Origin of the sequence: Pseudomonas sp. LAIL14HWK12:I1 (genome assembly GCF_003202095.1) — a bacterium.
In the GTDB taxonomy this organism is placed as follows: Bacteria; Pseudomonadota; Gammaproteobacteria; order Pseudomonadales; family Pseudomonadaceae; genus Aquipseudomonas; species Aquipseudomonas monteilii.
Window position 1 is genome coordinate 47640 of sequence record NZ_QJKG01000011.1, and the last position, 25177, is coordinate 72816.

Annotated in this window: 19 protein-coding genes and 2 pseudogenes; 7 read left to right on the top strand and 14 right to left on the bottom strand. The window is 63.3% G+C overall.

What is annotated here, in order from left to right:
• The first annotated feature begins 301 nt into the window (after positions 1-301).
• Complete coding sequence (locus D906_RS23040; protein WP_027614957.1) at positions 302-3190, top strand: HD domain-containing phosphohydrolase; 2889 nt, start codon at positions 302-304, stop codon at positions 3188-3190.
• Positions 3191-3193: 3 nt separating this feature from the next.
• On the opposite strand, the gene D906_RS26910 is transcribed toward D906_RS23040, so the two are convergent.
• The 3 genes and pseudogenes from D906_RS26910 to D906_RS23050 all read right to left on the bottom strand — a co-directional run bounded on the left by D906_RS26910 (position 3194) and on the right by D906_RS23050 (position 5701).
• Positions 3194-3421, bottom strand: coding sequence for a helix-turn-helix domain-containing protein (locus tag D906_RS26910; protein ID WP_256586164.1), 228 nt, complete (start codon positions 3419-3421; stop codon positions 3194-3196).
• A 144-nt stretch (positions 3422-3565) separates the two neighbouring features.
• Positions 3566-3973 (bottom strand): annotated as a pseudogene (locus D906_RS26915) (sigma 54-interacting transcriptional regulator); the annotation flags it as partial.
• 15 nt (positions 3974-3988) lie between these two features.
• Positions 3989-5701 (bottom strand): FAD-dependent oxidoreductase, encoded by a 1713-nt coding sequence (locus D906_RS23050; protein WP_025752629.1) that lies wholly within the window; start codon positions 5699-5701, stop codon positions 3989-3991.
• A 195-nt stretch (positions 5702-5896) separates the two neighbouring features.
• On the opposite strand from D906_RS23050, the gene D906_RS23055 reads away from it, so the two are divergent.
• From D906_RS23055 to D906_RS23065, 3 genes are all read left to right on the top strand, one after another.
• On the top strand, positions 5897-6673 hold the full coding sequence (locus D906_RS23055) for an IclR family transcriptional regulator (RefSeq protein WP_016711093.1): 777 nt from the start codon (positions 5897-5899) through the stop codon (positions 6671-6673).
• Positions 6674-6812: 139 nt separating this feature from the next.
• Entirely contained in the window at positions 6813-7865 is a 1053-nt protein-coding gene (locus tag D906_RS23060) for a Gfo/Idh/MocA family protein (protein ID WP_016711092.1), read from the top strand.
• Between the two features lie 29 nt (positions 7866-7894).
• A complete protein-coding gene (locus D906_RS23065) occupies positions 7895-8710 on the top strand; it encodes a sugar phosphate isomerase/epimerase (protein WP_019099559.1) in 816 nt (271 codons plus the stop codon).
• Between the two features lie 106 nt (positions 8711-8816).
• On the opposite strand, the gene D906_RS23070 is transcribed toward D906_RS23065, so the two are convergent.
• Entirely contained in the window at positions 8817-10106 is a 1290-nt protein-coding gene (locus D906_RS23070; protein ID WP_371059045.1) for an MFS transporter, read from the bottom strand.
• A gap of 423 nt (positions 10107-10529) precedes the next feature.
• Positions 10530-10829, bottom strand: a complete 300-nt coding sequence (locus D906_RS23075) for a hypothetical protein (RefSeq protein ID WP_019099560.1) — start codon at positions 10827-10829, stop codon at positions 10530-10532.
• A 162-nt stretch (positions 10830-10991) separates the two neighbouring features.
• Here D906_RS23075 and D906_RS23080 point away from each other — a divergent pair, with 162 nt between their 5' ends.
• Positions 10992-11420 carry a DUF2231 domain-containing protein gene (locus D906_RS23080; protein WP_019099561.1) on the top strand — a complete coding sequence of 143 codons (429 nt, stop codon included), beginning with the start codon at positions 10992-10994 and terminating at the stop codon, positions 11418-11420.
• The gene (locus D906_RS23085) at positions 11417-12709 is read left to right on the top strand and encodes a sorbosone dehydrogenase family protein (RefSeq protein WP_027614955.1); all 1293 of its coding nucleotides are present in this window, start codon (positions 11417-11419) and stop codon (positions 12707-12709) included. The genes D906_RS23080 and D906_RS23085 overlap by 4 nt, the downstream gene beginning before the upstream one ends.
• A 33-nt stretch (positions 12710-12742) precedes the next feature.
• On the opposite strand, the pseudogene D906_RS23090 reads toward D906_RS23085, so the two are convergent.
• Positions 12743-14875 (bottom strand): annotated as a pseudogene (locus D906_RS23090) (TonB-dependent receptor).
• Positions 14876-15090: 215 nt separating this feature from the next.
• Here D906_RS23090 and D906_RS23095 point away from each other — a divergent pair.
• A complete protein-coding gene (locus D906_RS23095; protein ID WP_016713816.1) occupies positions 15091-15672 on the top strand; it encodes a hypothetical protein in 582 nt (193 codons plus the stop codon).
• 2 nt (positions 15673-15674) lie between these two features.
• On the opposite strand, the gene D906_RS23100 is transcribed toward D906_RS23095, so the two are convergent.
• The 8 genes from D906_RS23100 to D906_RS23135 are packed head-to-tail and all read right to left on the bottom strand — an operon-like array spanning position 15675 to position 25149.
• Positions 15675-17024: a cation:proton antiporter gene (locus tag D906_RS23100; protein ID WP_027614954.1), complete on the bottom strand. Its 1350-nt coding sequence runs from the start codon at positions 17022-17024 to the stop codon at positions 15675-15677.
• A 23-nt stretch (positions 17025-17047) separates the two neighbouring features.
• Positions 17048-18535 (bottom strand): amidase, encoded by a 1488-nt coding sequence (locus D906_RS23105; protein WP_028614307.1) that lies wholly within the window; start codon positions 18533-18535, stop codon positions 17048-17050.
• Positions 18535-20199, bottom strand: a complete 1665-nt coding sequence (locus tag D906_RS23110; protein ID WP_027614952.1) for an NAD(P)/FAD-dependent oxidoreductase — start codon at positions 20197-20199, stop codon at positions 18535-18537. Before D906_RS23110 ends, D906_RS23105 begins: the two co-directional genes overlap by 1 nt.
• Positions 20200-20255: 56 nt before the next feature.
• On the bottom strand, positions 20256-20894 hold the full coding sequence (locus D906_RS23115; RefSeq protein WP_016713821.1) for a peroxiredoxin-like family protein: 639 nt from the start codon (positions 20892-20894) through the stop codon (positions 20256-20258).
• Positions 20895-20914: 20 nt separating this feature from the next.
• Positions 20915-21679 carry a hypothetical protein gene (locus D906_RS23120; protein WP_025752615.1) on the bottom strand — a complete coding sequence of 255 codons (765 nt, stop codon included), beginning with the start codon at positions 21677-21679 and terminating at the stop codon, positions 20915-20917.
• Positions 21676-23313 (bottom strand): FAD-binding oxidoreductase, encoded by a 1638-nt coding sequence (locus D906_RS23125; RefSeq protein ID WP_027614951.1) that lies wholly within the window; start codon positions 23311-23313, stop codon positions 21676-21678. Before D906_RS23125 ends, D906_RS23120 begins: the two co-directional genes overlap by 4 nt.
• On the bottom strand, positions 23303-24169 hold the full coding sequence (locus D906_RS23130; RefSeq protein WP_019099570.1) for a class I SAM-dependent methyltransferase: 867 nt from the start codon (positions 24167-24169) through the stop codon (positions 23303-23305). The genes D906_RS23125 and D906_RS23130 overlap by 11 nt, the downstream gene beginning before the upstream one ends.
• A gap of 50 nt (positions 24170-24219) precedes the next feature.
• The gene (locus D906_RS23135; RefSeq protein ID WP_019099571.1) at positions 24220-25149 is read right to left on the bottom strand and encodes a GNAT family N-acetyltransferase; all 930 of its coding nucleotides are present in this window, start codon (positions 25147-25149) and stop codon (positions 24220-24222) included.
• Between the last annotated feature and the right edge of the window lie 28 nt (positions 25150-25177).

Below are 25177 nucleotides of genomic sequence, written 5' to 3' on the forward strand. Positions count from 1 at the left end.
GCCAATCGACATGAACCTTGCCGATCGTGATTTACCCGCGAAATGGCCGGCGCAGGCGCTGCAAGGTGATGTCGGCACGCTGGTGATGCTGGAGCAGCGGGCGTCTACCTGAGGGCATTGTGACCAGCCACGTTAATTTTTTCTGCCAACCCGGCAGACCCCCCCGCCGCACTCTACACTCCTGCCAAGATGGACCAGGGCTATTGGCCACCATTCGGCCCCTCTCGCTGCCTGCGAATGGCTTCGGCCCGCATGATCGTTCTGGCTGCTCCCTCAATCTGCTTCACATGGAGTACCTGGGATGGGCTGCGTGTCGACGGGGCGTGATACCGGTAGGACCGGGCGTGGCATTTCACTGCAATGGCTGGTGGCGCTGGCCATCGTGCTGGCCATGCTGCTGCTGGGTGCCGCCCTGGCCTGGCAGGGTTATCGCGGTATCCGCCAGACCCTGGTAGCCGCCGCCGGCGATACAGCCCAGCAGGTGGGCAAGACCATCGACGAACGCGCCCGGCGCCTGATCGACCCGGTGCAAAGCAGCATCCGCCTGCTTGCCCACAACCCTGCTGCGCATACCCAGGCGCAGCGCCTGGATAGCCTGCCGCAACTGGTCGAAACGCTAAATGCCAACCGCATGCTCAGTGCCGCCTACATGGGCTACCCCAGCGGCGATTTCCTGTTGGTGCGCCGGCTGCGTGACCCGCAGCTGCTGCAGCGTTTCGCCGCGCCGCCGGGCACGGCGTTTCTGGTGCAGCGTGTCAGCCGTGGCGAGGGCGGGGTGGTGCAGGGCGAGTGGCGCTACTACGACCAGGCGTTGAACCTGTTGCGGGCCCAGGCCAAACCCGAATACCGCTACGACCCGCGTACACGCCCGTGGTTCGCCGAAGCCAGTGCGCAGCCCGCCACTGTGCTGACGCCGCCGTACGTGTTCTTCACTACCCGCGAAATAGGCGTCACCCTGGCGCAGCGCAGCGTTGACGGAGAAACGGTGATCGGCATGGATGTTTCGGTCAACGACCTGGCCAGCGAAACCCAGGGCTTGCGCATCACCCCCGGCACCGAAATTGCCGTGCTCGACGACCAGGGCAATGTTGTGGCCTACCCGGACTTGCAGCGGGTGATCGTGCATGAAGGGCAGGGCGTGCGCCTGTCGCGACTCAGCGAGCTGGACATCGCAAGCCTGCAGCACCTGTACGCTGACCTGCCGTCAGGCACGCAGGCACAGCCATACCAGGTGGACGGCCAGACCTGGTATGGCATGCGCATTCCGCTGACCAGCCTGGCCGGGCAGGATCTGCAGGTGTTGATTGCCGTGCCGGGCCATGAGCTGCTGGCCGGTGCGCGCAAGGTGTTGTTCGAGCAGTTGCTCTGGACCTTGGCGTTGATGGCCGTGCTGCTGGTGCTTGGCGGTGTGCTCGGTCGGCGTATCGTCCGCCCGCTGAAGGTGCTGGCTGAACAGGTGCAGGGCTTGGCCAGCTTTGATTTCAGCCGCGAAGTGGGGGTGAAATCGCAGGTGTCCGAAGTACGAGAGCTGAGCCAGGTATTGAGCCGCATGGCTGGCACCATTCGCGGTTTCCAGGCCATTACCCTCACGCTCAGCCGCGAGCGCGACCTGGCGCGTATGCTCGACGGCGTCCTGGCTCACCTGGTGCACGCTGCCGGGGTCGAGGCCGGTGTGGTGTACTTGTTCGACGCCGAGCACACGCTGCTGCGCCTGGCCGCCGCCTGCCGGGGTGAGCAATACCCCGGCGAGCTTGCCGTGGATGAAGGTGCCCGGTGCACGCTGGCCGCTGCGGTGACGCAGGCCCTCGGCCTGGACGAGCGCAGCCAGGCCGTGGTGCTGAAAGACCGTAGCCAGGCGCTGCTGGGCATTCTGGTGCTGCAACTGGATGAGGCGCAGGCGCGCGACCAGCTGGGCGAACCGTTCCGGCAATTTGTCGAAGAGCTTTCTGGCGTGGCGGCAGTGGCCATCGAGACACGCCAGCTGGCCGAAGCCCAGCAACGCCTGATGGATGCCATGATCAAGTTGCTGGCCGACGCCATCGATGCCAAGAGCCCCTATACCGGCGGCCACTGCGAGCGTGTGCCGCAACTGGCGCAGATGCTGCTGGACCAGGTGGTGAATGCCGACAGCGGCCCCTATGCCAGCTTCAGCATGACTGAAGCCGAACGCTACGAATTTCGCGTAGCGGCCTGGCTGCACGACTGCGGCAAGGTTACCAGCCCTGAGTACGTGGTGGACAAGCCGACCAAGCTGGAGACCCTGTACAACCGTATTCATGAAGTACGCATGCGTTTTGAAGTGCTGTGGCGTGATGCCGAGCTGGCCTACTGGCGAGGCCTGGCCAGCGGCGCCGACCCGCAGGTGCTGCAAGCCGCGCTAGTCCATAGCCAGGCCCAGCTGCAGGATGACTTCGCCTTTGTCGCCCAGGCCAACATCGGCGGCGAGTCCATGCAGGATGCCGATATCGAGCGCCTGCAGCAGATCAGCCAGCAGCGCTGGCAGCGCCACTTCGACAACCGCCTGGGCATCTCCCGCGATGAGGCGCAGCGCTATACCGACGTACCGCAACCCGCGCTGCCGGTAGAAGAATTGCTGCTGGCCGACCGCCCCGAGCATCGTGTGCCCTGGGGCGAGCGCAAACCCCCGGTGACCAAGGGCGACCCGTGTAACCGATGGGGCTTCGACATGCGCCTGCCAGCCCACGCCAGCAACCACGGCGAGCTGTATAACCTGTCGATCCGGCGCGGCACGCTGAATGACGAGGAGCGTTTCAAGATCAACGAGCACATCGTGCAAACCATCATCATGCTCAGCTCGCTGCCGTTTCCACGTCAGATGAGACGCGTACCGGCCATCGCCGGCAACCACCATGAAAAGCTGGATGGTAGCGGCTACCCACGCCGGCTGGGTGAGCATGACCTGGGCATTGCCGAGCGAGTCATGGCCATTGCCGACATATTTGAAGCACTGACGGCGGCCGACCGGCCTTACAAGCCGCCGAAGACGTTGTCCGAATCGGTGAAGATCCTGGTGTTCATGGCCCGTGACCGGCACATCGACGGGCAACTGCTGGAGTTGTTCCTCAGCACCGGGGTGTACCGCCAGTATGCCGAGCTGTTCCTGCGTGCCGAGCAGATCGACGAGGTGGATGTGCCGTACTGGCTGGCGCAGATGCGCTGCCCGGCCTGAGTGCTAGCGCGAACCCAGGCGCTTGTACATGGTGGTACGGGAAATACCCAGCGCCTTGGCGGCAGCACTGACATTGCCCTCATGGGCCAGCAAGGCGCGCGCGATCACGTCCTGGGTGGCGTCTGAAAGCGAGCGCGGCGCCGCGACCGGCTGGCCTTGCAGGTCTTCTGGCAGGTGCTGCGCACCTATGCTGGGCTCACCCGCGGCCAGCCCCCCGACCAGCCGTGCCACGTTCTCCAGTTGCCGCAGGTTGCCCGGCCAGTGGTAGGCCAGCAGCCGGCGCCTGGCCTCGGCCTGCAGCGGCGCAAAGCCCGGACGCTGGAAAAAGGCTTCGATCAGTTGTTGTTTATCCAGGCGCTGTTCCAAACCGGGCAGGCTGACACGCAGGCCGTCCAGGCGGTAGAACAGGTCTTTGCGAAAACCTCCGTTGGCTACCAGCGCGCCAAGATCTTTGTGGGTGGCTGCGACAATGTGTGCCTTGAAGGGCGCTGCCGTGGTGCTGCCAATGCGGGTGACCTGCCGTTCCTGCAGTGCCCGCAGCAACCGGCTTTGCAGGGCCAGCGGCATGTCGCCAATTTCGTCGAGCAGCAGGATACCGTCCCCGGCTGACTCCAGCAGGCCCATGGCACCCCCTTTGCGGGCGCCAGTGAAGCTGCCTTCGGTATAGCCGAACAGCTCGGCTTCGATCAGGCTTTCGGGCAGGGCCGCGCAGTTGATCGCAACGAACGGGGCCTGAGGGCAGCAGTGGGCATGCAGGGCTTTGGCGAACACTTCCTTGCCGGAACCGGTTGGCCCACCTCACTCATACGCCTGCACCCCGGCAATGTGCCGCCCGGCCACATAGCCAAAGGTCAGCGCTGGCCCCAGGTTGATGCCGCCCGACGGGTACCAGCCACCAAACACACTGGCCATGTCGGTACCCGCCGCATACAGGCCTGCGATGGGTTGCCCGGCTTCATTCAGCACCCGGGCACTGCCGTCGGTGCGCAACCCGGCAAAGGTACCAAAGCAGCCGGGTTGCACCTTCACTGCATAGAACGGCCCGTGTTCGATGGGCGCCACGCACGGGTTGGGGCCCTTGTGCTGCGGGTCACCCTGTTTGCGGTTGAACGGCGTGGAGCCACGGCCAAATGCCGGGTCCTGGCCATCTCGTGCATGTTTGTTGAAGTCGCTGACCGTGGCACGCAACCCGGCCGGTTCAATGCCACAGGCGTCCGCCAGCGCTTCAAGCGTGACACCCCGCTTGAGATAACCGCTGCGCACATGCGGCCACACCGGCAGCGGTGCCGGGCGGGCATAGCCCAGGCCAAAGCGGCGCAAGAAGCGATGATCGCACACCAGCCACGAGCACACTTCCTCACCCTGCGGGACTGCCGCGACCATGGCTGATACATAGTCGTAATAGCCATGCGCTTCATTGACAAAGCGCTTGCCGTTGGCCAGCACGCCGATGATGCCTGGCTTGCCGCGCTCGATAATGTGTGGGAAGTGGCCGATGCTGCCATCGCGATGCGGCACGCGCGAAACCGGCGCCCAGGCCACCGGCGATTTCAGGTTGGTGGCCACCACGCCGCCGGCCGCCTCGCCAAGGCGCAGCCCGTCACCGGAACACCCCTGTGGCGGCAGGGCCAGGTTGTCGTGGCCGCTGGCATCGCGCGGGAACAGCTGCTGGCGCCGGGCGCTGTCGTTGGGGAAGCCACCTGCTGCAAGCACCACGGCCTTGGCGCGTATCTGTCGCTCGCCCTGCGGCGTGGCCACCCGAGCCCCGCACACTCGGCCATCTTCGACCAGCAGGCTTTTGGCCGGCGCCGATTCCTGCAGGTGCACACCCAGGTCCTGTGCCGATTTGGCCAGCCGCGCCACCAGTGCCACGCCGTTGACCAGGTGCATCGCCCGACCATACCGCGCCAGGTGATACAGGTGACGGCCAAAACGCTTGCATACGTGCAGCAGTGCCTTGGGCGAACGGGTCATGTTGAGGAAGGCCGCCAGGTCGGCACCGGCCATGATCGGCATGCCCATGAACGAGGTTTCGCGCAGGGTCTTGCGCAGGCGTGGCAGCAAGGCACCCACCTCGCGGGCATCATACGGCGCCGCGATCACCTGGTGCCCGCCCTGGGCTGCGCCCGGCGTGTCGCCATGCATGTCCGGGATGCCGTTGCCGTCGGCAAACTGCAACGCCGTATGTTTCTCGAAGAACGCCACCATGTGCGGGCAAGCCTCAAGGAAGGCATCGACGCGCTCGGCGTTGTAGTGGGTTCCCAGTTCATGGCGCAGGTAAGTTCGCGGCTGCTCGATGTCCTCCACGATGCCGGCCCGCTGTGCCAGCGGGTTACGTGGCACCCAGGCCCAGCCGCCGGACCAGGCGGTGGCACCGCCAAACACGGGCTCCTTCTCTACCACGATCACCCTCTGCCCATGCCAGGCCGCCGTCACGGCCGCAGCCAGCCCGGCGGCGCCGGAGCCTATGACCAGTACATCGTATTCGGTATCCAGAGCAGCTGAGGGCATCGCGGTGTTCCTGTGTTGTTATTAGAACAAGGTTCCACATTTTTATCGGCGCCGTCTTTACCCGCAAGGGCATGGCAGCCCGCACAGTCAACAACTGGGCGATAACCGGACACTTCAGCGCGACTTCGCTGCGGCCGGTATCGCTCATGTGGAATCATCTTCTAGAATCGGCAAAAAAATCAGGGACCTGTAGTCATGGCTGGTAGTCAGATCGAACGCGCCTTCAGTCTTGTAGAAACCCTTACCGGCGAACCCTCGGGGCTGCCGTTGCAAACCCTGGCCGAGCGCCTGGACATTCCCAAAAGCGCCACCCACCGCATGCTCACCGAGCTGGTGCGGCTCGGCTACGTGCGGCAGAACCGCGACAACAGCCGTTACCAACTGTCGGCCAAACTGGTGGCCTTGGGGTTTCGCTACCTGTCGAGCAACGGTGCCGACATCATTCAGCCGATTCTCGACCGCCTGGCCCAGGACAGTGGTGAGCTGGTGCGCCTTGGCGTGATCGACGGTGCCCGCCAGACCTGGATCGCCAAGTCACAGGGCGCTCGTTCCGGGCTGCGCTACGACCCCGACATGGGCCGCGATGCGCCGCTGTTCTATACAGCGTCCGGGCATGCCTGGCTGGCCAGCCTGGACGATGAGCAGGCGCTGCAGATGGTGTTGCGCCAAGGTATTGCCGACCCTGCGCAGTTCGGCCCCAACGCACCGCGCTCCACCGACGAGCTGCTCGCCTATCTGCACCGTGCCCGCGAGCGTGGTTATGCCTGGGTCGAGGAAACCTCGGCCATCGGCACCTCGGCCCTGGCTGCCGTGGTGCGCCGCCCGCACACTGACGAGGTGATCGGCGTATTGAGCATTGCCGGGCCCAGTGCACGGATGGCGCAAAGCCGCCTGGCAGAGCTGGCGCCACTACTGCTGGCTGCTGCACAAGAGCTGTCGGCGGCCAGCCGGGCAAGCGAATTGTTTGCCTGACGCGCATTTCCGGTCGATTACCGAACAGCTTGTCCTGCGGGTTCTTCTGAAAGGCTGAACTTGGTTCTAAATTGTGCTGTATGAGTTCTGGAATAGGGTTCCATAATTCATACAACAACAATGACAAGAGGACAGGCTGTTGAACGAACCCCTTCGTATTGCCTTGATCGGCGCCGGCATCATGGGCCGCCAGCACTACCAGCACCTGCGCAATGTGCCGCACGCCCAGCTGTGCGCGGTGGCCGACCCCGGCCCGCAGGCCGAGGCTTTTGCCGCTGAATGCGGCGTGCCCTGTTTTGCCGACCACCGGCAGATGCTGGAGCGCGCACGCCCCGAGGCAGTAATCGTTGCCAACCCAAACAACCTGCATGTGGCGACCGCCTTGGATTGCGTCGAAGCCGGCGTGCCGGTGCTGGTCGAAAAACCGGTGGGCGTGCACCTGGATGAGGTTCGCGCATTGGTAGAAGCATCGCGCCGTTGTGGCGTACCCGTATTGGTCGGCCATCACCGGCGGCACAACCCGCTGATCGCCAAGGCGCACCAAGTGATTGCCGACGGCAAGCTGGGCCGGCTGATCAATGTCACCGCGCTGTGGCAACTGCAAAAACCCGACAGCTATTTCGAAACGCCATGGCGCCGTGAACCGGGCGCCGGCTTCCTGCTGACCAACCTGATCCACGACCTCGACCTGCTGCGCCATCTGTGCGGCGAGGTGGTACAGGTGCAGGCATTCACCCGTAACGATGTACGTGGTTTTGCCAACGAAGACAGCGCGGCGGTGCTGCTGCAGTTCGCCAACGGCGCGCTGGGTAGCCTGACCGGCTCCGACGCGGTGGCGGCGCCGTGGAGCTGGGAGCTGGATGCTGGCGAAAGCCCGGTGTACCCGCGCCAGGATGGCCAGCCGTGCTACCTGCTGGCCGGCACTCAAGGGGCGCTGAGCATTCCCCAGCTCAAGCGTTGGCACTACGCCGAAGCGGGCTCGGGCTGGCACACGCCGCTGCTTCAAAGCGAGGAGAGCATTCCCGCCGGCGAGGCCTTGACCCTGCAGTTGCAGCACTTCGTGCGGGTTGCCCGGGGTGAACAGGCGCCGCTGATCGATGCCGCCGACGGTGGCCGCACGCTGGCGCTGATCGAAGCGATCCGCCAGGCGGCGGAAACGGGCCGGGCTTGCGCGCCCGAGCACATCGCCTGACGCAACCTCTACTCTTTTGGTGACGATAAATGACTGACCGTATTTTCTCCCTTGCAGCCCTGACGGTACTCGAACTGTCCCCGCCAGAGATGGTAGAGGCGGCAGCCCGTGCCGGTTACAGCCACGTTGGCCTGCGCCTGGTACCCGCCACCGAGCAGGAACAGCACTTCCCGCTGGTGGCTGATGCCGAGCTGCGCCGGCAGACCCAGGCGCGCCTGCGCGACACCGGCATCAAGGTGCTCGACCTGGAAATCCTGCGCCTGAAGCCGGAGACCTGTGTGGCTGATTTCGAGCCGATCCTTGCGGTGGGCGCCGAACTGGGTGGCACTGAACTGCTGGTGGCAGGCAACGACCCCGATGAAGCACGCCTGACCGAGCGTTTTGCTGCCCTGTGCGAGCTGGCGGCGGGCTATGGTATTCACCCACACCTGGAATTCATGCCCTGGACCGAGGTACGTGACCTGCGCCAGGCTATGCGGGTGGTGGCCAACGCCGACCATGGCAATGGCTGCGTGCTGGTGGACGCCTTCCACTTCAACCGCTCCCGGTCTTCACTGGATGACCTGGCGCAGTTGGCACCGCAGCGCATGCGTTATGCCCAGCTGTGCGACGTTGCCGGTCCGGTACCGGCCGACATGGATGAGATCCTGCGCCAGGCGCGTAATGAGCGACGCTTCCCGGGCGATGGCGATGCCGATCTGGTCAGCCTGCTACGCGTCTTGCCGTCAAGCGTACCGCTAAGCCTGGAAATTCCCACGCGGCAGTTGCTGGAGCAGGGCATCAGCGGCGAGCAGCGCGCGCGCATGGCACTGGAGAAGGCCAAGGCGGTGTTGGCCGCAGTCTGACTCCGAGCGGGCAGCGCGCTCACACAGACGGCGCGCTGTCATGGCCTGATCACAAGACCAAAAAAAGGGCCCGCAAGGGCCCCGTAGAGGAAAGTGGCTAGCGCACTCAGGCGCTTTCGACCTTGCGCGGTGCCATGAAGTACATCCACACCAGCGCCAGGAAGTACATGGCCGGAATCATGGTGAACAGCACGGCATAGTTGTTGTGGGTAGCGGTCAGCACGCTACCGACGATCTGCGTCATGAACATTCCGCCAATTGCCGCACACATGCTGCCAAAGCCGAACACCGTGCTCACCAGGTGCTTTGGCGTGTAGTCCATCACCAGGCTCCAGATATTCGCCGTCCACGCCTGGTGCGCGCCCACGGCCAGCGAGATGGCCGCCACCGCGACCCACAGGCCACTGGCGTTGGCGGCAAAGATGACGCTGAGCATGGTGCAGGCAAAGATCAACATGGATACCAGCCGCGCCGTGGTGGCACGCACGCCGCGTCCGATCAGCCACGACGACAGAATGCCGCCGCCGATGCTGCCAAAGTCCGCCGTCAGCCAGATGATGATCAGCGGGATACCCATCTGGGTCACGTTGATGCCCAGGCTGTACTGCTGGTTAAGAAACGGCGGCAGCCAATACAGGTAAAACCAGAACACCGGCGCGGTAATCGCATAGGCCACCGCAAAAGCCCAGGTCCCGCGCAGGCGCAGGATACGGCTGAACGGCACGCGGGTCGGCTCGGGCTCGTCATCCTGCTGGATGTACTGCACCTCGCTCTGGCGCACGCTGGGGTGGTCTTCAGGGTTGTAGTACTTCAGCAGCCACAGCACCACCCACACCAGGCCCAGGCTACCCATGGCGATGAATGCGGCCTGCCAGCCCCACACGGCCAGAATCAGCGGTAGCAGGGCCGGGGTAACCATGGCGCCGACGTTGGTGCCGGCGTTGAACAGCCCGGTGGCAATCGCCCGCTCACCCGCCGGGAACCACAGCCGTACAGTCTTGACGCAGGCGGGGTAGTTGGCGGCCTCGGTCAGGCCCAGGATGAAGCGGCAGACCATGAAACCGGCGGCCGAGGTCGCCAGGCCATGAGCACCGGTGGCCAGGCTCCACAGCAGCACGGCGAAGAAGAAGGCGCGTTTTACCCCCACCTTGTCGATCAGCCGGCCCTGCAGCAGAAAGCCGATCGCGTAGCCGACCTGGAACCAGAAGTTGATGTTGGCGTAGTCCATCGCCGTCCAGCTCATTTCCTTGGCCAGCACGGGTTGCATGATGCCGAGCGCGGCACGGTCGATGTAGTTCAGGGTGGTGGCGAAGAACACCAGGGCAAGCATGCCCCAACGGGTTTTGCCGACGCCGAACGCGCCGCGAAGCTTGTCGCCGATCGAACCCGGGTGCATCCGGGGTGCGGCGGGGGTGATCTTGGAGTGGTTCATAAACTGCTCGTTTCTTGAAATTGTATTCAGCTGCGGTACGACAGATACGTGGCCGGTTCCCAGGCAGGGGGCACGCAAGGCCAGTGCATGGTGCGCAGTGAGGATGGCAGCGTCAATTCACGAGACGGGCTACTGTTCGGTTATCGAACGGTTGCGAGGTGCAAAAGAGAGTGGCTAACGTGCTGGTAGTCGTAGTCAGTCAATGAGCCAACCCGGGTCACCCTCGACTTTGCGCTTCCTTTTGTTGAGTCTAGCAGGGGCTTCTTCGAAGGCAGCAGGGGGCGGTGGCGTCGGATTTTGAGTCGGATAGTTGTGGCGCTTATTGCAGTAAGGCAGCCTGTTTATATTTGTAGGAAATTTCCGTTTTTATTTGTAGTGCATAAACACTTAGTTCTTGCACTTGGCCATCACCACTTGACACGTTCTAGGCGTGCCTCCTGACCGGGCGGCATAGCGCACGCAGTTGTTCAGCGATTTCTGCCGGGCAATGCTCAGGGTATTCCCCCACGCCAAACCGCCTTCTCCGGTTGAGGGGACTGCTTTGGCAAAGCAGTTTGAGCCTACGGTAGAAGCTGCATAGCGTGCCTGGCTGTTTTTGCTGGAGCAGCCAGCAGTGAGTGCCAGGCAAAAGGCGAGCAGGGTGGTCAGTGCAAAGGGGGCGTGCCCGTCTTTCATTTTGCTAATCATGTCTGCTCCTGGGGCACGAGCCAAATAGCTTGCAGGATATTTCATTCCAGCGAAACGGTGAACTATCGCGCCACCCCAGGGCTCCTTTGCTTAGCGCAACCTGTGCGTGCCTGGTGGCAATAGCCCATCAGTCCCTGGGTCACTGAATGAAAAGGAGGCACTGTGACCACACCTGACCAAACCCTCTGTCGTTATACACCCAGCCCGCTTCACGCCTTGCTGCTGGCCGGCAGTGTGCCGCTGTTTCTCGGCGCATTGCTAAGCGACATCGCCTACCTGAACAGCTACCAGATCCAATGGAGCAACTTCGCCGCCTGGTTGATCGCCGGTGGGCTGGTGTTCTGCGGGCTGGCACTTTTATTCGCGCTGGCCAATCTGATCCGGGCAGAGCGCAAAAGTGGGCGACCCACACTGTACTTCGTGCTGTTGCTGGTGACGTGGATGCTGGGCCTGATCAATGCCTTTGAACATGCCAAGGATGCCTGGGCGGTGATGCCATCCGGGCTGGTGCTGTCGGTAATCGTCACGGTGCTCGCGGTAATCGCTGCCTGGACCGGCTTGAGCAATCTGCGCTCGGGAGGTGCAGCATGAAGCCTTTGCATGCGTTGAGCCTGTTGGGCGTGGCTTTGTTGTTGAGTGCGTGCGGCGGCGATGGTGAGGTGACCCAGGCGCTGGGCCCGGACCCGGAGTTGCCAGCCCCCGAGCGCAGCTTGCTGCCAAGCATGAAGATTGCCCGGCCGGTTGCCTGGGGTGAGCAGAAGCCGACTGTGCCGGAAGGTTTCAGCATCACGGCCATCGCTACAGACCTGAGGATACCGCGGCAGAGCCTGGTACTGCCCAACGGTGACATTCTGATCGCCGAGGGGCGCGGCGGCAGTGCAGCCAAGCTCAAGCCCAAGGATGTGATCGCCAGCCAGATCAAGGCCAAAGGCAACACCCAGGTCAAAGGCGGCAACCGCCTGACCTTGCTGCGCGATGCCGACGGTGATGGCACCTATGAGGTGCAGACGGTGTTTGCGGAAAACCTCAATGCGCCTTACGGTCTGGCCTTTGCCGACGGCAAACTGTACGTGGCCAACCAGGATGCGCTGGTGCGCTTCGACTACCGGGACGGCCAGACCCAGGCTGATGGAGCGCCCACCAAGCTCACTGACCTTCCTGCCGAAATCAACCACCATTGGACCAAGGCGCTGACGGTCAGCCCGGATGGCCGCTACCTGTATGTGGGGATTGGTTCAAACAGCAACATCACCGAACGTGGCCTGGAGGTAGAGGCCGACCGCGCCATGGTCTGGCAGGTCGATGCCGAGACGGGCGCCCACCGTCCTTATGCCACCGGCTTGCGCAACCCGACGGCCTTGACCATCCAGCCGCAGACCGGGCAATTGTGGGCGGTGGTCAACGAGCGTGATGAGCTAGGCCCCGATCTGGTACCGGATTACCTGACCTCGGTGCGTGAGGGGGGCTTCTATGGTTGGCCTTACAGCTATTGGGGGCAGAACGTCGACGAGCGGGTACGGCCGCAGAACCCGGACAAAGTGGCGGCGGCGATCAAGCCGGATTACAGCCTTGGCTCGCATGTGGCTGCGCTGGGTGTCGATTTTTCGATACCGGCCATGGGCGAGCGTTTCGCCGAGGGTGTGTTCGTGGGTGAACACGGCAGCTGGAACCGGCCAAATCCGGTGGGCTACAAGGTGATCTTCGTGCCGTTCCGCGATGGCAAGCCCGCCGGGGAACCGATCGACTTCGCCATTGGCTTCCGGGGTGAGGATGGCAAGACCCGTGGGCGACCGGTAGGGGTAACGGTGGACCCGCGTGGGGCGTTGATCATCGCTGACGACCTGGCGAATACGGTGTGGCGGGTGACGCGTAATCGCTGAACCTTTCGGGGCCGCCTTGCGCCCCGTTCGGTATCAGAAGCGATAATTGAAGCTTGCCTCAAGCGTACGCGGTGCCCCTGGGGTAACCAGGTCTACCGAGCCATGTGCCGAGGCATAGTAATCCCGGTCGAACGCGTTCTTCAGGCGCAGCGCCGCATCCCACTGCGGCACGCTGTACAGCAGCGCAGCGTCGAAGGTGGTGTAGCCCGGCATCACCACCACGTTGTCGAGCGCGGTGTAGCGTTCGTCCACGTAATTGGCACCCGCGGCCACGCGCCACTCCGGGGTCAGGGTGCGTACCAGCCAGACGTTGGCGCTGTTACGCGGCGTCAGGGTAGGGGTCTGGCCTTCGTTGGCCACGCCGTTGGTCTTGCTGTTGGACTTGGTGATCTCGGCATCCAGGTAGGCGTAGCCGGCGTAGATCTGCCATTTGTCCGTAAGCTGCCCGCTGACGGTGGCCTCGAAGCCGTCGGTGCGTTGTTCGCCGGCCAGCACGGTCAAGTTGGGGTTTGCCGGGTCGGCGGTCTTCATGTTGGTGCGTTCCAGGCGGAACACCGCCGCTGTCAGCGACAGGCGGCTGTCGAGCAGGTCCCACTTGGCCCCGATTTCGTAGTTGGTGGTTTCTTCCGGCTCCAGGTGCTGGTTGGTCGGGCTGACCGCGAACACCTCGCCCGAAGGCTGGTAGCTGCGGCTGACCGACACGTAGTAGGACTGGATGGCGTCTGGCTGGTAGACCAGGCCGGCACGCGGGCTCCAGGTCTTGTCGGTACGGTCGAGGTCGACGTTCTGCACGCGGTCGTCGTCGTACGCCTGGCCAAAGATGTCATAACGCACGCCGACCAGGGCCTTCCAGTGCTCGTTCAGCTCGATCATGTCCTGCAGGTACAGGCCGGTGGTCTGCTGGAAGTTGGTGCCTTTGGAGGAGAGGTTGGCAGCGTGCTCGGGTACCGATACCAGGGCGTCGCGGTACACCGGCACCTGGGCCACGTTGTTCTGGCTCAACACGCGCTGGTACTTGTCCTGGAAGCCCACTTCCACGCCGTACAGCAGGTTGTGCTGCATACCGGCCAGTTGCGCCTGTTGTTTGAGCTCGGTCTGGTTGAATACGCCGTATTCGTCACGGGCTACGTTACCGCGGTTGAGCTTGACCAGCAGTTCGCCGTTGGGTGCAGTGACGAAGCGTGTAGGGCTGCTGTCAGCCAGGGTGTTGTTGCGGTCCAGGTCGTAGCGGTAGTAGCGGCTGGTGTTGGTCAGGGTGAAGTTGTCGTTGATGCGGTAGTCCAGGCTCGCCGTCAACGAGAACACTTCGCTGCGGGCGTAGTCCTGGTCGGCGTCGCCAGAGCCGAAGCGCTTGTCGCGGTCCACATCCACAGGGCGATTGCCCAGCGCCGGGATGCCGAAGTCGATCAGGCGCTTGTCGTACAGGTAGGTGGCGCCCAGGTTCAGTTCCAGGTCGTCGGACAGGCGGAAGTAGGCCGACGGCGCAATGGCCTTGCGGTCGATGTAGCCATCGTCGCGGAAGGTGTCGCTGTCTTCGAAGGCGCCGGTCACACGGTAAGCCTGGTTGCTCTGCGGGTCGGCCCAGCCGGTGTCGAACTGCGTGCGGCGCTTGCCTTCGCTGTCGAAACTCATGCCGACTTCGCGCTTGGGCGTAAAGCTCGGTTTCTTGCTGATGCTGTTGATCAGCCCGCCGGAAGAGCCGCGGCCATACAGCACGGCAGCAGGCCCCTTGATGACCTCGACACGCTCGATGTTGGACAGGTCGCGGAAGTACAGGGGGTCATCCCGTACGCCGTCGATGTACATGTCACCAATGGCGCTGAAGCCACGGATGGTCACCTGGTCGCGCTGGCCGTCGCCGTTGGACAGGCCGATGCCGGGCACGTTTTACAGCACGTCTTCCATGGATTGCGCGCCTTGGTCCTTGATCACGCTTTCAGGTACGACGTTGACGGTTTGCGGGATGTCGCGCAGGGGGGCGTCGATCTTCATGGCGCTGCGGCTATCACTGGCCTTGTAGCTTTGTTGCTCGTAGGCGCTGGTGACGGCAGTGGCAGGCAGGGCGAGTGAGCCCTGAGCATCGGGTTGAACGGCGGCGTGAACAGCAGGCACTACTAGCAGGCCCAGCATGGAAATGGATGCTGGGGCAACAGACCTTTTTGCCATTACAGGTGACTCTTTGTTGTTTTGAAGGTCACGAATAGTAATGATTTGTAAATGTAAAGCAAGTGTAAAGAGTTCGCATTTGCTATTACAAGGGTTGGCATGACGAAAACAGGACGAAATACGTCGCGCCTGCAGGGTGGCGGACAGGGTCTATGCTTGTTGGCGCGCGAGCATTTCGCGCCCCTATCCGGTCTTGATCACATGGAAGCAGGCCTATGAACCCGATCCGCTCACTTGCGCATGCTGTTGCTTTGGCCACGCTGGTATCCGCTACCAGCCTCACCGTGCACGCTGCAGATATCCCGATTGCCAGCGAGGCGCTGGAAAGTCACGTGACCACGCAGGTCACCGCCATCGACCTGGCCAACCGCCAGGTCACGGTGAAGGGCCCAGATAACAAGAAGGATGTGACGTTCCAGCTGACTGAAAAAGCCAAGGCCCTTCCCAACCTCAAGGTGGGGGACCAGGTCGACATCTTCGTGACCCGTGCCGTGGCCTATGTGCTCAACACGGATGTGGGCGGGGCGCCGAAGGCCAGTGAGGAGTCCGGCACCATTCGCGCCACGGCGCAAAACCCCAACCCGGGCGGCGAGGCCTTCCGCCAGGTCAGGGTCACCTCGCAGATCAAGAAGATTGACCTCGCCAAGCATGAAGTAAGCCTGCTGCCGCCAGAGGGCAAGCTGCAGGTGGTCAAGGTCGAGAACCCGGACCTGCAGGCGCGCATGAAAAACCTCAAGGTCGGTCAGACCGTCGACGCGATCTACACCGAAGTGCTGCGCGTCGAAACCTCACGCTGATTTCAGCCGCTGCCGACCTCGGTTGCCTCCGAGGTCGAACGTGGTGGGCGGGCATGTGCTGTGAGCAGCCGGATCAAGGGCGAGGCGATGAAGGTACTGATGATGGCCATGATCACCAGCAGGGTAAAGTACTCCTTGGGAAGTACGCCCAGGTCATAGCCGACATTCAGCACGACCAGCTCCATCAGCGCCCGGGTATTCATGCACACGCCTATCAGCGCCGCATCACGGCGGTTTTCGCCAAGCAGGCGGCTGGCTCCGTAGGCACCGAAAAACTTGCTGGCGAAGGCCACTAGGCAGATCAGCATGCAATTCCACAGTGCGGTCGTGCCTTCCAGGGCACCCACATCCGTGCGCAGGCCGGTGTAGGCGAAGAATATCGGCAAGAAGAATGCGTTGACCACGCCACTGACCTTGGCATTCCACTGCTGGACGAAGCGGCGTTCAGTGTGCAGGGCAACGCCGAGAATGAAACCGCCGATGATCGAGAACACGCCGATCAGGTTGGTCACGGTCGCGCTGGCCAGCAGGATGATCAGCATCAGGGATATGCCTTGAGCCGTCAGCGGTCGGCGCTCCAGGTCGCCGAGGATCCAGCGCATGATCAGTGGTCGCACCAGGCCGATCACCAGCACAATGAACAAGCCCAGCGCCAGCACCCTGGCCAAGGAAGCCCAAGGGTTGAACTGCGAGGCGATCAGCGATGTAACGCCACCAAGGATGAGCCAGCCGCAGACATCGTCTATTGCCGCCGCACCGATGGTAAGGGTGGCGACTCGCGAGCGCGAAAGGCCCAGTTCCATGAAGATGCGCCCGAGGATGGGCAGGGCGGTAATCGACAGTGCTGTGGCGAAGAACAGCTGGAACGCCAGCAGGGGCGGTCTGTCCCCGCTGATTTGCTGCCAGAAGTATTCGGCAGTGAGCATGCCGCTGGCAAAGGGTACCAGCAGCCCACCCATGCTGATGATGATGACCGAACGCTTGCGGCCCTTGAGGTGTGCACCGAACTCGAACTCCAGGCCGACCTGGAACATCAGCAGGATAAGGCCGATTTGTGCTGTTACCACGAAGGCAGTGGCCGTTTGCGGTACGAACAGCGCAGCCAGTTGCTCAGGAAAAAAGTAGCCGAGCAGGCTTGGGCCTAGCACCAGCCCGGCAAGGATTTCGCCGGCGACTGGCGTTTGGCCCAAGCGGCGGGTACTGAACCAGGCGATCAGCCGCGAAACACTGAAGATCACGATGAGCTGCAGCAGAAACATCAGGGTCAGGTGTTCGGCCTGGGAGCCAACGGCTGACTGTGCCGGCGCCGTTGGCGCGAGCTGCACGGTACTGGCGTGAAGGGTATTGGGCATGATGGTGTCCCGAGTGTGTTGGGTCAGAAGGGCGGTGCGATCCAGCCACCGAATGCGAGCTCCAGTGAGCGTGCTGCGTCGAGCAGCACAGGCTCCTGGCCGGGGCCGGCCACCAGCTGCACGGCCACCGGGCAGCCTTGATCGAGGCGCCCCATGGGTACCGTCAGGGCCGGGAGGCCCAGTACGTTGAACAACGCGGTGTAGCCGATATCCCCCGGGTAGCGCAGGGCATGGCCATGCTCGGGCGAGGTGCCGGGCAACGCCGGCAGGGCCAGTACACTGTTGCCATCCAGCCGTTCGGTCAGCGCGTGTAACAGGGCATCGCGTTTGGGTAGCTGCCTTGCAAGGCCGGGGTTACCCAGGCATTCGCCCAGGCTGTCGAGCACGGTTGCCAGCCAAGGCCCGGTGGCATGCTGCGGTTGGCCGAGCAGTGCTTGCCAGGCATGCGCCAAATGCGCCACAGGCTGGCCGTCACCGAGAATGTCGGCCAGGCGCACGCCGGTTTCCTGCTTGAGCACGGCCAACCAGATGGCGAACGCATCGTTCAGTGCGTGGGGTAGCCAGCGCTCGACATGGGTGCCTTGGCTTTGATAGTGGTGGGCCACGTCATCCAGCGCCTGAGCCACGGCCGGCGAAACCCGGCTTCCCCAGGCCAGGCGTTCGGGCTGGCACAGGTACAGGCGTTGCAACGCTGCAGGCGGTGGGCGGTGTACGTAGCTGTCGAGGATATTGCGGTCCAGGTGGTCAGGCCCGGCAATGATCTCCAGCAGCACGGGCAGGTCTTCGGCATGCCGACACAATGGGCCGGCAGCAAAGTGCCTGGCGATGGCCATGGCATTCGGCTGCCCCAGGCCGCGTTCGTCCAAGGGGAGATGCCCGGTCAGTGGCACCAACCCCCGTGACGGCTTGAGGCCGAAAATGCCGTTGCAGGCAGCAGGGATTCGCACCGAACCACCGCCGTCGGTACCCAGTGCGAATGGCACGCAAGCGCTGGCTACCAGCACGGCATCACCGCCACTGCTGCCACCGGCACTCCGGTCGTTCCGGTAGGGGCTGCTGGTGCGGCCGTAGACAGGGTTATCGGTTTCTGGCCATAGCGCCATCTCGGCCTGGTTACCCAGTGCGACCGGAATGGCGCCCGCATCGATCAGGCGTTGCGCGGCGGTGGCGGTAAACCCGGCAACCTTGTGCTGTCGGCGGCGTGAGCCGCACGTTTTGGGCGCATCGGCCAGCCCCAGGCCCTCCTTGAAGCTGAAGGGCACGCCATGCAGTCGACCCAGCGGGACGCCTTGGTCTCGCTGGCGTTCGGCAACTTCGGCGGCCCGCCGCGCCTGGTCGTACAGCGCCACTGCCACCGCGTTGCAGCGCCGTTGCACGGTTTGGCAGCGGCGGATGCTGTGTTCGACCAGTGCTACCGGCGACAGCGTGCCATCACGGACCCCGGCAGCCAGGCGCACACCGCTATGAGCCAGCAGTGCGTCGCTGCTGGCTTCGGCCATGGGCATGCCCATCAGTGGCGCGCCAGGTCGAGGAAGCCGCCGTCGCTGCCGAACGGCGACTTGAGCAGCTCGGGCGCCTCACCGTACTTGTAGAACAGTGAAGGCATCAGCCGCAGGCTGGTAGCGCGTCCCAAGTCCTGCAGCGTGCCCAGGCTATGCCGCGCCAGCAGTTTCAGGTGGCGAGGCGCCAAACTCCAGCGCACCATGCGCATCAAGCGTAAGCGCAGCAGCGCCGAGCGCAGGAAGTAGCTGGCGGCGTATCGCGGCCGGGCCTGGTTGTCGGCCTTGTACAGGGCGAAGTTGATGGTGCGCGAATACAGGTTGGGGATCATCTGCGGGCTGATGCCCGGATTGGAACGGCGTACTTCACGTAACAGGCAGGCAAAGGGCAGCGGTGATGGCTGCAGGTCCCGCGTGTAGCGTGGCAACAAATCGGCGAATTGCTGGGCCTGATGGCCGTCGAGAAAATCACCGCTGACATACATGGGCAACACCACATGGAAGTACGCCATGTTGGCGAACAGCAGCGTCCAGCCCATCAGGAACGGGTCGTCCATTACCTCGTACCACTTGCTCCAGGTGTCCTGAAGCGCCAGTTGCGCCTGGATGTGCGATTCCAGGCAATTGACATAGGCGGGCGTCAACGTGCCCTGGATGTCTTTCTCGATCATGGCGGCCACTTGCGGTATCTGCTGGGCTACATAAGCCAGCCCCGCACTGTTGGCCGGGTCGAAGGTGAACGCCGCATCGCCGATCAGGAACCAGCAATCGGTGGAGTAGTACTGGTTGGACTCGTACATGTAGTTGTACATGGCGTGCTGGTCGATGACTTCACCCGATGCCATCAGCTCGGTGATCACCGGGTGGTCTGCCATGACCCTTTCCTTGAAGGCTTCCAGCGTGCCAATCCGTTCGTTGATCATGTCCGGGCGGTAGGTAATACCGATGCTGATCATGTCGGCACCGTCTTCGCTGCGCATGGGTATGAGCCAGATCCAGTAGCCCTTGCCGTAGAAGTGATGGGTGACGTAATACGGGTCGAAACAGTGATGCTTGTCCTTGTGGGTGTTGATGCTGTGCAGGATGTTGCGGTCAAACTGGCGAAGGCGGAACCAGAACGTGCTGCGCTGGTAGGTCGGCTCCTTGTGCAGCTTCAGCTTCTTGGCCATGAATCGGTTGCGGCCGGTGGCGTCGACCACCCAGTCGGCGTCCATTTGCCAGGTTTGCGCTTCGCTGCGCAGGGTCAGGCGGTGACGGGTGTGCTCGCCTTCGTGCAGGTCGACCGCAGCCACGTCGGCCTCGATCAATTGCACCTGCTGGTCGGCCACGATGGCACGCAGGTCTTTGTCGAAGCTGAAGCGGTTGAGGTTGTAGGCGGGCATGCGGATCACCCCAGGTGCCTCATGGACCACGTAGTTACGGCACTCCGGGTTGTTGCGCAGTTTCAGGTAATAGGTCAGGCCGTATTTGTGGTAATGCTTTTCTTCAAGCAGGCTGCCCAGGCCGATACCTTTGAAAAAATGCGTGGTCAGCTCGACCGTCGACTCACCGACGATCGGCCGCTTGCGGTCCGGGCGGCCGATCAGTGTCACTTCTACGCCCGGCAAGCGCTTGCGCAGGTACAGGGCAGCCAGGTGGCCGGCCACGCCGGCCCCCATGATAGCGATACGTTTCATGTCATCAGTCCGTGATGGGGTGGGGCACCGGGAAAACCGGTGCCGGGGAGTGGCACTCAGTGGCTGGCGGCTTCGATCAGTGCCTGGGGTTCGGCGCGCTCGGAGTAGTCGACATTGATGAACGCCCGGCGTATGCGGCCGTCCTGGCCGATGACGAATGCGCTGGCCATCGGCAAACTGAGGTCGTCGCTGGCATTGAGGGCCTTGAGGTCTGCACCGAGCGAGCGGTACACCGCCTCGAGCTCCGGTTCCAGTTCGAAGACGATGCCGTACTGGCGTGCCAGCTGGTTGCCGGGGTCGCTCAACAGTTGATAGCGCACCCCCAGGGCTTCGCGGGTTTTTTGGGTGGCGGCAGGGCTCTGGGCGGAGACAGCCACCAAGGTGGCACCGCTGACGGCCAGGTCACCCACCATCTGCTGGTACTCGCCAAGCGCGGCATTGCAGAACGGGCACCACAGGCCGCGATAGAAAACCAGCACCAATGGGCCGCGTGCCAGCAAGGCATGCAGGTCTACCGCCTTGCCATCGGCATCCTCCAACACGGCCAGTGGTGCGCGGTCGCCGGCTTTCAGCGCATGGGCTTCGGGGTGGCGTGCGATCAAGGCCTGTAGCGACGTGCTGAATTTTTCCAGCACGTCGGCGGGCAGTTGGCCCATCTGCTGTTTGATGGCGTCGAGTTTTTCCTTGAGTGACATGCTTCTCTCCTTGTGGTGATTCACTGGGGCAGGCTTCGGGTTGCCCGGGTGTGGATTCGCTGCGAGGCCTTGCAGCCGGGGGGGTAGCGCTGGAACAGCTGGAGCACCCAATCGGGTCGGGTTTTGCTGGCATCGTTAAGCCAGTTGGCGACCGAGTCCTGGGCGTACTTTTCAGCCTCGGCCAACAGCGGCACGAGCAACGGCTCGGCCACTTCCGGTTGTTCTTTGAGCGCGGCTATGTGCTCACACCAGACGCCACGTGGGCGCAGGATTTCGATACAAAAGCGTCGCACCAGCGGGTCTGCGTCGCCTGCGTAGCGGCTGAGCAACGGCATGGCGGTGTCCAGCTGCTGTGCCAGGCGTGGGCGCAGGGCAATCCAGGCCCATTCGCGTACACCGAAATGCTCATCGCGGGCGAAGCGCAACTGCGCCAGCAGGGCGTCTTGTGCAGGCAGCGTGCGCGAAAGGTGTGCCTGAGCGAAGGCTGCCCAGCTGCGTACGGTGTCGGACGGGTGCGCACAGCATTGCTCGAACACCTCCTGGCGCAGGGGGGCGGGTGCATGTTCCAGCCATTGGCCCAGCGCCAGGCCGATGGCTGCAACCTTTTTTGACAGGCCCAGCGTCTGAACCTGGTCAGCGCAGGCAGCCAGTTGCTCGACCAGCGCCGCAGGTAACCGGGTGGCCAGGGCATTGGCCAGTGTCACCTGGTCCACGGCCAGGCATTCGGCCAGGTTGCGGGTTGGCAGTTGGCCAAGGTCGATCAGGGACTTGCGATCATCAGTCATTGCTGAGGCTCCATCACAGCAGGTTGGCAGTGGAGGGCTGGCGCCAATGGGCAATAACGCCCTGGCGCGAGCAGGTGCTCTGGGTCCAGCGCATCCTTGATGCGCTGCCCGAGTTGCCAGGCAGGCGCTTGTGTTTCGCTCAGCAAGCCCATGAAGGCCAGGGGAAGCCGATAGGGCAGTACGCCTTGCTGTTTGCCCGTGCGGAACAACTGCCGGTAGCAGTCTTCGGCGCGGCTGCTGGCGGGGGCATCGTTGCGGTCGAACAGTAACGGCACGGTGCAGTCGATTGCGCGGCCCGACAAGGTGGTGAGGGTAACCGGGCAGGGCATGCGATGGGTTTCGCAAGCCTGTTCCATGTGCGAGACGAAGGTGGCTACCTGCTGGCTGCGCAGGGGCAGGATAGGCGCGTACCAGATCAGGCCGCAGTTGTCCCGGGCCGGGTCGAGCAAGGCGCCTTGCTGCGGTTGCGCACCTGCGGCGTAAGCCAGCGGCAGTGCCACCTGGTTCGGCTGGCCTTCCATCAGTTCAACGCCCATGCGCAGTTTGCTCAAGGTCAGTTGCCAATGCCTGGACCAGGCCCCCGGCAGCAGACGCAAGGCACGCTCAGCCAGCGCCAGCTGGCGTTGGCTGCGGAACAGGTAACGGCTGCAGAACCGCCGCAGTTCGCTGCGGATGATGCCCTTGAGCGAAGCCAGCTGCGCCTGTTCGCAGTAGATCGAACCTACCCCCATCCAGGCGGGCAATGCCAGCGATTGCGCGGCGGCGTTGCGTTCGGCCTGATTCAGTTGGGTAAGGGGCCGGGTGTCGTAGGCCATGCTTAGCAGACGCGTGCTGTTCATCAGGTTGATGCCGCCCACCTGGCTGGCGCAACGTTCCAGAATGCGCTTGATGCCATCGAGGGCGGCCGGGAGCTGTGCTGCCGAGTCCACCCAGAAATAGAACGGTTGCACGACCTGTGGGCGCTTGACCAAGGCGATCGACATTTGTGTCACCACCCCCAGCCCGCTCTGGCTGAACAGGCCGTCCAGGTAGGGGCCGATGCCCCACTTGAAGCAGGCGGTGGTGCCCGTTGCCCACATCGGCGAGCGATAGCGTTGGCCATCGGGCAGAATGGCTTCAAGGCCCATGACGGCTTGCCAGTGGTCCGTTAACGGTGTGATGCCAAAGCCGCGCTCCAGCGCGTTGGCCAACACACTGCAGGTGGGCCCTGCGCCGGTGACTGGCGTAAGGAATGGCAGGTTGCGACTGGCCAGGTAATCGGCCAGCGCGGCCTGAGTAACGCCTGGTTCAAGGGTGACCACGCCCAGAGCCTCGTCGAAGGCAAGGATCTTGTCCATGCGCGACAGGTCAAGTTGCACGCAGTGCTCGTGAAGCGTTGCCACGCCGCCATAGCCCCAGTTGTGGCCTGTGCTTACCGGCTGCACCGCGACACCGTGCAGGTGTGCAATGGCCAGGCAGGCGGCTACCTGCTCGCTGTTGGCTGGCCTGAGTCTGGCACTGGCATGGGCGGGCGAGCGCATGGTGTCCTGCTTCAGCTGGCACAGCGTGCTGGCGTCATTCTGGACATGGGCGTCACCCAGCACCGCGCGCCAGGCTGCCAAGGCGGCTTGTAGCCCCTGCGGCTCAGAACGCACTAGCCAGGCCTCCCATGCCAAGGAACAGGCGCAGTTGGTCGACGTCGGCCCTGCGGCTGCGTGGCAAATCGCGGTAGCGTCGCCGAAATTCGCCCTTCATCGCTGCCACACAGCGCCGCTTGGGGGTGCGGATCACCATCATCAGCGGGCTGACCGCTGTGCTGTATACCTTGGCGCATGGGCCGAGGTAACTGGCGGCAAGGGTCTGGAACTCTTCCAGAGAGAAAGCAGCCAGCAGCGAGTTGCGGTAGTCGAGCAGTGTGGCCTGGTCGGCTCCATCACTGGCGCGGCTGACAAAATAGTCCACCGACTCTACCGACTTGAGCCGGCCAAAGTCGTTCAGGTAGATGGCCCGGTCATTGCGGAGCACGCGTGCGATGTTGCGAAACGTAGCTTCCAGTTGAGTGAGGTCGGCCAAGTGATGCAGCGCCATCGAAGAGATCACCACGTCAACGCTGCGGTCGGCGATACCGGCCAGGCGAGTCATGTCTTCCTCGCGCAGTTCGACGTTGTCGATGCCTTGCTGGCGAATCGAGGCCTGCCCCACCTCGAGCATGGTGGCCGACAGGTCGGTGCCGATGAATTCGGCCCTCGGGTTCAGGCGGGCCAGTTGCAGCAGCAGGCTGGCCGGGCCACAGCCGATGTCCAGCACGACATCGCCCGGTTTGATCAACGCGCACATCTGGGCGCAGTGGTACAGGTACGTACCGGACAGCGCCTGGCCTTGGCCTGCACTGTCGGCGTAAGCCGAGACACAGGCGTCGTCAGCCATTACCAGATCAGGCTCAGGCGTGCGCACCAGGGGGTGCCTGAGGGTAATTTCCCTGTAGATCGCGCGCAGCAATCCCATGTCCATGAACGTATCCTCCATGAAAGTCGTGTGGTGTGGAGCGCGGGGCGGGCTGCTCAATCCAGTTGCAGAACCCGCCGTACCCGCGGCGTCAGATGGCGCGGCGAGGTGCCGCAACGTGCCATGTGGGTGAGCACTTCGTCAGTGCTCCAGTGGGTTTGAGGCGGCGCGACGGGCAACTGGATGTGCGGGAAATGCCGTGCGCAGAAAAAGTCGAAAAGGTCGGTGTGCTGCTGCTCGACGGTAAAGCCCAGCCCAGGGTGCTGGTAGACCTTGGCGAACACCTGGCGTGCCTGGTTCAGGTTCAAGGCCAGGGGTAGCGACAGGGCATTGTTGAGCTTGGTGTAGGTCTGCACGGGGCCAATGGGCGAAAAGAACAGCACGTTGCGGTAGAAGCCGGCGGCGCGAGGGTGCACGGCGATCAGCAGGCTATTTACCCGGCGATGGTCCATGGCCCAACGGAACATGGCGTTGTACAGCATGAGGGGCACGCCTTTGCCTTTGTAGTGGCTACAGACCGCCAGGGTGCCGACTTCGGCCAGGCGGCCACCGCCCAGGCGTTGCAACACCGCTTCGTTGACATGCACGTCTTCGAGCGGCAAACCGAGCGGCGAGTCTTCGATCAGTGACACGGTCCCCACCACCTGGTCGCCTTTCAGTGCCACGAACGTGGTGGTGCCAGGTAGCAGGTGAAAAGGTGAGAAGCGCATGCCGGCGCGGCACACAGTAGCAATGCCGCGACGGGCATAGCTGTCGTTGACCAGGCGCAGGGCCTGCTCGAGTTCATACAGATTCTGCACCGGTCGAAAGCTGAAGCCTTCAATGGCTAGCGGCTGGCTGCAGAGGCGGCGAATGAACAGCCGCCGGTAGAGTGCAGCTGGCAGGCAGGCTTCAAGCCAGGCCTGGCGCCGCCTTACCTGGTCGCGCTCGCTGTGCACGCGCGGCTTCCTGCCGATTCGTGCCAGTACGCTCTGATTCTGCAACATCATCCACCTCCATGTGGTTTGACGGGTG